We start from the raw sequence: 11,502 nt of genomic DNA, 5'->3' as shown, positions 1-11,502 counted from the left end.
ACTATATCATCTAATACGAAAGAACTATTCAGCTAACAGGGCCCGAACGTATTTGATAAGTAAATGAACCTCTGCATGATCTAATCAATGTAATTACCTGTGTAAATTCATCTTTATGGTGAACGGGGCCCCTGTCTGCTCATTTTCCCAGCGCGCTGTTGCGGATTAATACTCCCGACATGCCATCAGGAGTGAACATATGCGTCTACTCGCCGTTGTATCAAAATTAACTGGCGTTTCCACAAATGTTGAATCCTCTGAAGTTACGCTCAGTTCGCCTTCTATCGTGAAACTGTCGGTGTCACGTGAGGAGGTAAGTCAACTGACTCGCGTGAATCAGGATCTGGTTGTCACACTCCGCTCAGGTGAAACCATCACCATTAAGAACTTCTATGTCGGAAAAGGTGATGCGCAAAACCAGCTTGTTCTGGAAGACAGTAATGGCGCGCTGTGGTGGGTTCAGGATACTGATGGGGCATTCCATTTCCAGCATCTGGACGATCTCACTCCGCTAATGACTGCCGAGGGAAGCCATGAAGGCGGCGCCGTCTGGCCGTGGGTTCTTGGTGGGATCGCGGTCGCAGGCGGAATTGGCCTCGCGGCGGGTGGCGGCGGTGGTGGCGGCGGGAGTGATAATAACGCCGGCAACGGAAATGGCGGAAATGGCAACGGTAATGGCAACGGTGGTAATGGGGATGGTGGTTCACCGCCAACAACAACCCCTAACATGCCTGACGTACCCGTTATCACCAGCGTAATCGATAACCAGGAGCTGATTACTGGCCCTGTTAATCAGCAGGAATCCACCAACGATAATACGCCTACTCTCCAGGGCACCGGTCCCGCAAATGCCACATTGCATATTTTTGATAACGGCGTCGAAATAGGCCAGGTCACTATCGATGCCAACGGCAACTGGTCGTTTACGCCATCCTCTCCACTCGCAGACGGTACCCACAAGTTTACCGTCAGTGCATCAGACGGTACGGGCATCAGCGACATGTCGGACAGTTGGGAGATTATTGTCGATACGCTTGCCCCCGACGCCCCTGTGGTCACAGAAGTAACTGACGATTCAGGTTCCATTAAAGGCTTGATAGGTAATAACGGTGTAACCGACGATGCCACGCCAACCCTCACAGGCACTGGTGAAGCGGGCTCTTACATCAGCATTTCTGATAATGGCATTCTGATTGGCATGGTTCAGGTGGATGACAATGGTAACTGGACGTTTACACCTGACACGCCGCTTAGCGACGGTGTTCATAATCTGACGCTGACGCAAACTGACGATGCGGGTAACGTGAGCGCGGAAACGAGTGTACCGACATTCACCGTCGATACTACCCCGCCTGAAGGCGCGGTCATTTCCTCCGTAAACCTGCAAGGCACCGAGGTAACCGGTAGTGCTGAGGTAGGAAGCCAGGTCATTATCATCGGTAGTAATAATCAGGTTTTGGGTTCAACTACCGTTGATCAAACCGGCAATTTCGTCATCGCGATTTCACCTTCACAGACGCACGGTGAAGCGCTGATCGCGAAGATTCAGGACCAGGCAGGCAACGTCGGGCCAGACACGTCCTTCAATGCCACCAACTCTGGCTACCCGGGCGTGCCTGTTATCATCAGCATTGTGGATGATGTTACCCCCTCAACTGGGCCATTGAACAATAATCAGGCCACCAACGACCCAACGCCTACGATCTCGGGTACCGCAGACGCCAACAGCACGGTTAACATTTATAACAACGGCGCGCTTGTTGTAAGCGTGCTTGCCGATTCCAGCGGCAACTGGACCTGGACCTCCAACACCAACTTGCAGGACGACACATACTCCTTCACCACCACAGCAACCAACCACCTGGGCACGGGAGGAACGTCAGCGGCATTCAATATCACTATCGATACTCAGCCACCGTCAGCGCCGGACGATCTGAACGTATCTGCCGACGGCTCTGTCGTCACCGGTACAGCCGAACCAGGAAGTACCGTGACCATCAATAATAATAACGGTCTTCAGATCGGCAGCGGCGTCGCCGGAACGGATGGCTCATTTACCATCACCATTAACCCGCCTCAGACCAATGGTGAAACCATTACCGCTATCGCCACCGATCCTGCCGGGAACCCAAGCCTACCGGAAACCGCGCTCGCGCCAGACATCACGGCCCCGCTGCCGCCAGCTAATCTGGTGATTAATCCTACAGGCGATCAGGTTACCGGCATGGCGGAACCCAACAGTACGGTACATATTCTGGATCCTGGTGGCGCGATAATTGGAACAGTAACCGCCGGCTCGAACGGAGAATTCACCGCCACGCTGGTTCCGCCGCAGACCAACGGAGAACATCTTGTCGCCAACGCGACGGATGCTGCTGGCAATACCAGCGGCAACAGCGCGATTACCGCCCCGGATACCACGGCGCCTGACGCGCCAACCGGCGTCACCGTCGCCGGGGACGGTGGTTCTGTAAGCGGACATGCTGAAGCGGGAAGCACCGTCACTGTAAAAGACAGCAATGGTATTCAGATCGGCACAGGCCAGGCAGACAGCGGCGGCAACTTCACGGTGTCGATTACGCCGTCGAAAATGAACGGCGAAACGGTAAAAGTTACCGCAACGGACAGTAGCAATAACGAGAGTCAGCCAACTTCCGCGGTGGCTCCGGATATTACCGCCCCTGGAACGCCCATCATCACCGCCGTGACGGATGACCAGCCCATGTATCAGGGCCCTCTCAATAACGGCGATGTCACCAACGATAGCAAACCTAAGCTGGAAGGCACCGCCGAAGCAGGTTCTCAGGTCAAAATTTACGATAACGGCACCCTGCTGACGACCGTTGTCGCTGATATCAACGGTAACTGGAACTATACGCCAGTCTCGGCGCTAAGCGAGGGCGCTCACATCTTCACGGTGACCTCCACAGACGCCGCGAATAACACCAGCAGCGCGGCAAGCTGGAAAATAATTGTCGATACAATTGCGCCAACTGTTCCAGTGATAACGTTGGTTAACGATGACGTTGGCAGCATTACGGGCAGCGTTGCAAATAACGGTTGGGTCACCAACGACAATACGCCAACCATCTCGGGTACCGGTGAGCCAGGTTCACTGGTAAACCTGTACGATGGCATTCAGTTATTGACGGTTATTCTTGTCGACAGCTCGGGTACCTGGAGTTATACCGTTCCGGGGAATCAGGTGCTCAGCGATCGCACCCATCAGTTTACGGTATCGGCAACTGATGCCGCCGGTAATGTCATCACCTCACCCACAGTGGTCAGCGTTACCGTAGATACCCAACCGCCAGGCGCTCCTGTCATTTTGGCTGCTACCGACGACGTTGGGAATGCACCGATCGATCTGCCTACCGGAAGCCGTTCAAACGATACCTTGCCAGAGCTGAAAGGAACCGGAACAGACGGTTCTAAGATCACTCTTTATGATGGAGCTACGCCAATTGGAAGCACGACTGTTTTGCCCGGAGGCACCTGGAGTATTCAACTCGACCAACCGCTCAGTGAAGGCACACACAATTTATCCGCTATTGCCACGGACGTTGCAGGCAACGCCAGCAATGCCGGGACCTTTACGCTAACGATTGATACCACCCCACCAGCAGCCCCGGTTATCAGCTCCGCAGAAGGTCTGATTGGGACAAATCTACAAACGCTGAGTAACGGCAGCAGTACCAAGAGCTTGAATCCCGAACTCTCCGGAACCGGCGAGCCCGGCGCGAAGATTACGATTTATGATAATGGCGGTTCCATTGGTACCGTCACCGTACAGCCAGACGGCACCTGGACATTTACCCCAACCTCACTCACCGACGGGCCGCATAAATTCACCGCTACAGCGACTGACGTTGCAGGCAACACGGGGATCCCATCGGCCAGCTTTACCTTGACGGTAGACAACACACCTCCCGCACAACCAGCCGCGCCAATCATTACCGACGATGTGGCTCCAATAACAGGTGTGGTCACTAACGGCAACACCAACGATACCACGCCAACCTTTAGCGGCACGGGGAACGTCGGAGATTTGATTACCGTTTATCTGAACGGCACTCCCCCTTTGCAGGGAACGACAACAGTAGGTGCAGACGGAACCTGGAGCTTTACTCCGCCAGCACCGGTTACTCCAGGTACTTACCAGGTAACCCTCACCGCAACCGATCCTGCAGGCAACGTCAGCCAGCCATCAACAGCTATAACACTGAACATCGACACGACGCCGTCTGCGCCGCCGGTGATTATCGCCGCCAATGATAACGTCGGCGATATCATGGGTGACCTTGCACCCAACGCCGTGACCGATGACACCACGCCAACCATTCGTGGTACAGGTGTCAATGGAGACATCATCACTCTGTATAACGGCGGTACGGTGATCGGTACTGCAACGGTGGCAGGCGGTACCTGGAGTATTACCCCCGGGACTGCGCTGGCAAACGGGAGCTACACATTAAGCGCTACCGCAACAGACCCCGCAGGTAACGTCAGCGACAATTCAAACAGCATTTCGTTTACGGTTAACAACACGAAGTTAACGTTGCCGCAGGTCACGGATATCCAGGATAACGTTGGCGTCTTTACCGGTTCGCTAACCAGCGGCAGCGTCACGGACGATACAACGCCAACCATTAGCGGTACCGGCACACCGGGCAGTACGGTTTTGATTTTCGATGGTAACAATCCCATCGCCATTGCGACAGCTACCGTTGCTGCTAACGGCAGTTGGAGTGTGGATGTCCCCCTCACGCCCAATATCACTCACAAACTGACTTTCGGCGCCGTGGATGACGCAGGTAACTCACTGGCAGCAGATAACCCGCTGACGTTGATTGTCGATACCCTGCCGCCTGCAACGCCTACGGTTACCAGCGTAGACCCGAACGGTACGCTGGTTAGCGGCTCTGCCGATCCAGGCAGTACCGTCATCATTCTCAGCGGTACTTCGATCCTCGGCCAAGGGATCGCTGACGATTCAGGTAACTTCGCTGTCACAATTTCGCCAGCGCAAACAACCGGTCAGGCGCTCAACGCCATCGCTCAGGATCCCGCCGGAAATCAAAGCGACCCGACAACGTTTAGCGCTGCTACCTCCAGCGTTCCTCATCCACCAACGCTTGAGATCGTTGATGACATCGCGCCCATCATGGGGGTGATTGGCAACGGTAAAACCACCAATGACACCTTACCACTGCTGCAAGGGACTGCCACTGCAGGAGCGACTGTTAATATTTATGTAAATGGTGTTTTGCAAGTTCCATCGGTAATAGCCGACGTTGTTTCTGGCGCATGGAGTTATCAGTTACCCGCCCCACTAACTAACGGTGCAACCTATAACTTCACTGTGTCGCAAACCGTCGGTGGCATACCCAGCGGTCAGTCACCCAACTACGCTATCACCATCGACACGACGGCACCGCAAGCGCCAACGATCACCAGCATTATCGACGATGTTGCCCCCGGCACTGGCTCGTTGGATAAAGGGCAAATTACAAATGATTCACGTCCGACGCTCAACGGAACTGGCGAACCCGGGGCAACCATTACCCTCTACGATAACGGTATCGCTTATGCCACAACGACCATAAACAGTAACGGATTCTGGAGCTTTACCCCGACAGCACCGCTGGGAGAAGGCGATCATCTCTTTACCGCCCGCGCAACGGACGCCGCTGGCAACCAGGGAGATCCATCCAGTGATTTCCGGATCATTGTCGATACCCTGGTACCGAATGCGCCATCTATTGTGACGGTCACGGACAACGTTGGTACGATCCAGCCCCTGACCTCAGGGCAGTTGACCAATGATAATACCCCAACGCTTGCTGGCGTTACCGAGGCGGATTCGGTTGTTACCATCCGCGATAATGGCACGGTAATCGGCACAACCACCAGCGACGAAAATGGCAACTGGAGCTTTACGCCTGCCCCAGCTCTCGGAGAAGGAAGCCACTCGCTGACTGCCAGTGTTACAGATAACGCGGGTAACATTAGCCCGACAACGCCACCATTTGTGGTCGTCGTCGACACGCTGGCGCCAGCCGCACCGAGCATTACCTCAGTAATTGACGATCAGCCCGGCAATACCGCGCTGACCAACGGACAGCTTACAAACGATGCGCAGCCTACCCTGAACGGCAAAGGCGAGATTGGCGCCATCATCACGATCCGTGATAACGGCGCTGAAATAGGTACAACTCAGGTGGACGAGTCAGGTAACTGGAGCTTCACTCCGGATGCTCCGCTGGGACAGGGGCAACATAATTTCACCGTCGTTGCCACAGATCAGGCGGGAAACACAGGCGGAGTATCATCATCGTTTACTATTGAGCTGGACTCTATTGCCCCGTCAATACCGGTCATCAGTTCGGTGCAGGACAATACCGCGCCGACAACCGGGCCTATCTCCAATGGGCAAATCAGCAACGAAAGTCGCCCGGCGCTCAGCGGTACCGGTGAAATTGGCGCAACCATTACCGTGCTGAGCGATGGTCAGGCCATTGGCACCACCATCGTCGGCGCAGGCGGAAACTGGAGTTTTACGCCCTCCGCGGCATTGGGTAACGGCCAGCATACTCTGACCGTCACGGCTACAGATAGCGCAGGCAATACCAGCCTGCCTTCTGGTGGCTTTACCTTCACCGTCGATACTCTGGCACCGACAGCACCAGTGATTACTCAGGTTGCGGATGATGTCGGCCCACTGATTGGAAATCTGAACAACGGTCAGGCCACGAACGATCCACTTCCGACGCTTAGCGGTACGGCAGAAGCCAATTCCATGGTGAAAATTTACGATAACGGAGCGCTGATCGGATCTGCTCCTGTAGATGGTATGGGCGCCTGGAGCTTCACACCGGGAACCCAACTTGGCAACGGTAACCACGCGCTGACGGTAACAGCCACCGACGCGGCCGGAAACGTCAGCCCGACGTCTGCGGGATTTAACATCGTTGTTGATACCGTCGCCCCGCTTGCGCCAACGATTATCCAGGCGTTTGATGACGTGCAGCCGGGAACCGGAACGCTATCGAACGGAGCCTTTACCAACGACACCCGTCCCGTACTCAGCGGTTCAGCGGAAGCCGGTGCCCGGGTAGCCATCTACGATAATGGCGCGCTGCTGGCAACGGTGACTGCGACGATAGACGGCACCTGGGAATATCTGACCACCACACTTGGCAACGGTCAGCATGTGTTTACCGCCATCGCCACCGACGCCGCCGGGAACGTGGGCCCTGTCTCAGACGGGTTTACGATTAATGTCGACACCATTGCACCATCCGTCCCGCTGCTGGTCTCGGTGGTGGATGATATCGCAGGCGGCGTGTTCAATGCAGCGCTCAGCAACGGACAGTTGACCAACGATGCACGCCCGACGCTGAACGGTACCGCCGAGGCAGGCAGCACCGTCAGCATCTATGACGGAAGCACCCTGTTGGGTACCGCGCTGGTGCAAAGCAATAACAGTTGGTCGTTTACCCCAACCACACCGCTGGCTAATGGATCGCACACCTTCACAGTCACCGCCACTGATGCGGCGGGCAACACCAGCGGCGCGACGGCAGGCTTTAGCGTGGTGGTTGACACCACGGCGCCGACGCAGCCTTCAATCAGCAGCATTATTGACGATGTCGGGCCAAACACCGGGCCGATTGGCAGCAATCAGCCGACCAACGACGCACGCCCAACGTTAAACGGCATCACGGAAGCCAACGCGCGAGTTGATATTTATGATAACGGCAGCTTTGTCACCAGCGTAACGGCGGACGGCAGCGGCAACTGGAGCTACACCCCGACTACCGTGTTGGCACAAGGTACCCACTCGTTTACCATCACTGCAACGGACAGTGCGGGTAATACCAGTGGCATATCGTCTGCGGCAGCGATCGTGGTCGATACCGTTGCCCCGGGTATTCCAGCCGGGCTGGCGGTAAACGCCAACGGCACCGCGCTCACCGGCGTTGCCGAGCCAAACAGCACGGTCATTATTACCTCCAGCGGCGGAACGGTGCTCGGCACGGCAACCGCCAACGCCTCCGGTAATTTCACCTTCACTCTGAACCCACCGCAAATCAGTGGGCAAACTCTGCTGGTCAGCGCACAGGATGCCGCAGGCAACATCGGTACGGCGGGTAACGTGCTGGCACCGTTTACCGGCGTACCGCCTGCGCCTGTTATTGCCAGCGTGCTCGATGACGTCGGCACTATCATGGGACCCGTCGCTCCCGGTAAAACCACCAATGACACCCTGCCAACGCTCAGCGGAACGGCGCAGGCTAACGCCGTCATCAATCTGTACAACAACGGTGTGCTAATGGGCTTCACGACCGCAGACGGTAACGGGATCTGGAGCTTTACCCCATCCGGTGCACTCAGCGAAGGTAACCATGCGTTTACCGCCACGGCAACCAACGCCAACGGCGCAAGTGGGTTGTCCGGTTCGTTCAGCGTGATCGTGGACACCACGCCACCGACCGCGCCAACGCTCCTGATCAGCGCCGATGGCGGTACCGTCAGCGGCGTCGCCGAAGCGGGAAGCACGGTCACCATTTCTCTGCCCGGCGGCACCAGCGTGACGGCAATCGCCAACAGCAGCGGTGTCTACAGCGTCAACCTGCCGGTTCGCCAGATTGAAGGGCAGTCGCTGTCCGCCACGGCGACCGATGCTGCGGGAAATACCTCATCGCCGACAAGCGCTCTCGCACCAGTATTGCCGCTGCTGGCTGAAGACAATGTCACCAGCCTGCCGCTACAAACCGATGTCACCGTCAGCACCGAGCATCAAAGCGATTATGGTTTCCTGTTGGTCAATGCGCTGGGAAATGTCGCCAACGTGCTGGGGAACGATACGGCAAGCGTGAATTTCAGCATCGCTTCTGGTGGCAGCGGATCCATTACAATCAATGCCGCAGCGACCGGCGTGGTGCTGTCGCTGTTAAACACACTTGAAGTCGTCATCCAGCGCTTTGACACCGCGCTGAATGCCTGGGTGACGGTGGTGGATACCGGGAAACCAGACTTTGCCAGCCTCCTCACTCTGGGCGCCTCAGGCGTAACGCTCAATTACAGCGGACTGACTGGCGGTGATTACCGCGTGGTCAGCTACAACACCAACCTGCTGGCGACCGGGGCATACACCAGCCTTGATGTCTCAGTGGTAAAAGCCAGCGCAGGAACCATCACCGGCGGTACTACCGAGTCTGGCAATATCATCACCGATACCGATCCCGCCAACGGGCAGGATAATGCCCCTTCCGGCACGCTGGTCACCGCCATCACCGACGGTAACGGCAACGTCGTGAACATCCCGGCGGGCGGCATTGATGTGCAGGGGAAATACGGCATCCTGCATATCAATCAGAACGGTAGTTACACCTATACCCTGACCAATACGTCAATCTCGGTGTATGGCCGTTCCGAAAGTTTCACCTACACGCTGACGCATGGCAGCGATCACTCCTCGGCAAAACTGGTGGTAACGCTCGGTCAGGCGCCCACCACCAGTACGGTAACCGCGGCAGACGATGTGGCTGCGCTGACTTACGGGACGCAGGTCATCGCGGTTGATCATGGCACATCACAGCAAACCGGCTTCACCCTCGCCAACGTCGGACTGGGCAATGTGCTGGATGTCAGTCTGGTTAACGGTTTAACCAATCCGATCAAATTTAATGTGGATGATGGCGCAACCCGCACGTTGACCGTCAAGGCCAGCGTTCTCGGCGTCACGGTTGGCGGTTTTGACCTCTATGTTTATCGCTTCAACGAGTCCATTCAGCAGTATGAGCAGTTCCGCGTGAAGCCCAACTGGGTCACGGCGCTGCTAGGAGGTAGCTCAACGGATTACACCATCACCCTGCCTGGCGGTGACTATCTGTTCCTGCTTAACGCCTCCGGCGGTCTGACGCTGCTGACCAGCTATACCCTGAATATACAGGCCGATCACACCTACGCCGTCGACAGCCTGAGTGCGACAACCAATGGAAACCTGCTGGTCAACGACTCGGCTCCGGCCAATACCGTTATCACCGAAGTTAACGGTGTCACCGTAAACGGAACGGGTACAACCACCATTAACGGGCAGTACGGCACGCTGACTATTGATGCGAAAGGGAACTACACCTACACGCTGAGAAGCGGACTGGGCGCAGACGGTATCAATACGCCGGACAGTTTCGTGTATAAGATCAAAGCGCCAAACGGCGATACCGGCAGTGCATCGCTGAATATCAAACCAACCCCACAGGCGCTGGATGCAGTAAATGACGTCAGCAGCACGATGGCGGTTAGTACCGTTCAGGATTCTGCTGCGTACGGAAGCGGCGCGCTGGGAACAGCGACAATTCCGACGCTGGGGAGCAAAGCAACCGGTACAGGTTCGTTTGATATCGCGACAAATGACGTTCTGAAAGGCGCCACGCTCAACTTCAATATCGGCACGCTTATCACCGTCGGTACGCTGGGCATTACCTGGACAATAACAGGTCCTGACGGATTCTCGCTTTCTGGCTCTGTACCCGCCAGTTCAATCAGCCTGTTAGGCAGTTCAATTGCCGTCTCACTGGGTAATGCTGAGTTAGCCGCAGGCCATTACAACATCAGCTTCACAGGAACGATGGGAGGACTGGCAGTTGGCAACGTCAGTATTACACCGAACGTCACGGGTACGACATGGCACCTCAATACCTATGACGTTAACGCCACCACGGTGAATGGCAATATTTTTGATGGTAGTGATGCCGCAGGTGCGCACGATCAGCTCTCAACCGTCCATACCCAGCTCACCGTCATTGGCTTTAACGGCAGTACTGCCACCCTTAATCCGGCCAGCAGCGCCAGTAGCGCAACAATTCAGGGTCATTATGGTTCACTGACTATGAACCTGGATGGCTCATACATCTACACGCTAAAACCGGGTACAACCGTAGCATCGCTCACCAGTAAAGAGACCTTTACCTATACGCTTAACGACCAAAACGGGCATACGGACACCGCAACGCTGACCATCAATATGAATCCGCAGATGGCAAGCAGCGCACAGCATGACGTAATCACCGGTTCGGCCTACGGCGATACGCTGATTTATCACCTGCTCAACGCCAACGACGCTACCGGCGGCAACATTAGCAATGGTGCTACCGACACCTGGACCAACTTCTCACTGGCCCAGGGTGACAAAATCGATATCGGCGACCTGCTGGTGGGCTGGAACGGGCAGAACGCTACGCTCGGCAACTACCTCACCGTAACCACCAGCGGTAACAACACGGTGATTGCCATCGACCGCGACGGTACGGGCAACACATATCACTCAACCAATCTCATAACGCTGGAGAACGTACACACCACGCTCGATGAGCTGGTGCAACAAAATCACATCGTGCCCTGACGTTAACGCAATGCGTTAAAGCGCCATAACTACAGCCCCGGATGCCATGACGTCCGGGGCAATAACAGTCGTCGCTGCCGTATTTTGTAAGG

Annotated in this window: 1 protein-coding gene; it reads left to right on the top strand. The window is 55.9% G+C overall.

From position 1 onward, the window contains the following. Positions 1-199 precede the first annotated feature (199 nt). A complete protein-coding gene (locus BZK40_RS05080; protein ID WP_079934273.1) occupies positions 200-11,410 on the top strand; it encodes a BapA/Bap/LapF family large adhesin in 11,211 nt (3,736 codons plus the stop codon). The last annotated feature ends 92 nt before the right edge of the window (positions 11,411-11,502 follow it).

Source organism: Citrobacter portucalensis, assembly GCF_002042885.1.
Classification (GTDB): Bacteria; Pseudomonadota; Gammaproteobacteria; order Enterobacterales; family Enterobacteriaceae; genus Citrobacter; species Citrobacter portucalensis.
This window is presented reverse-complemented; position numbering and strand designations above follow the sequence as displayed.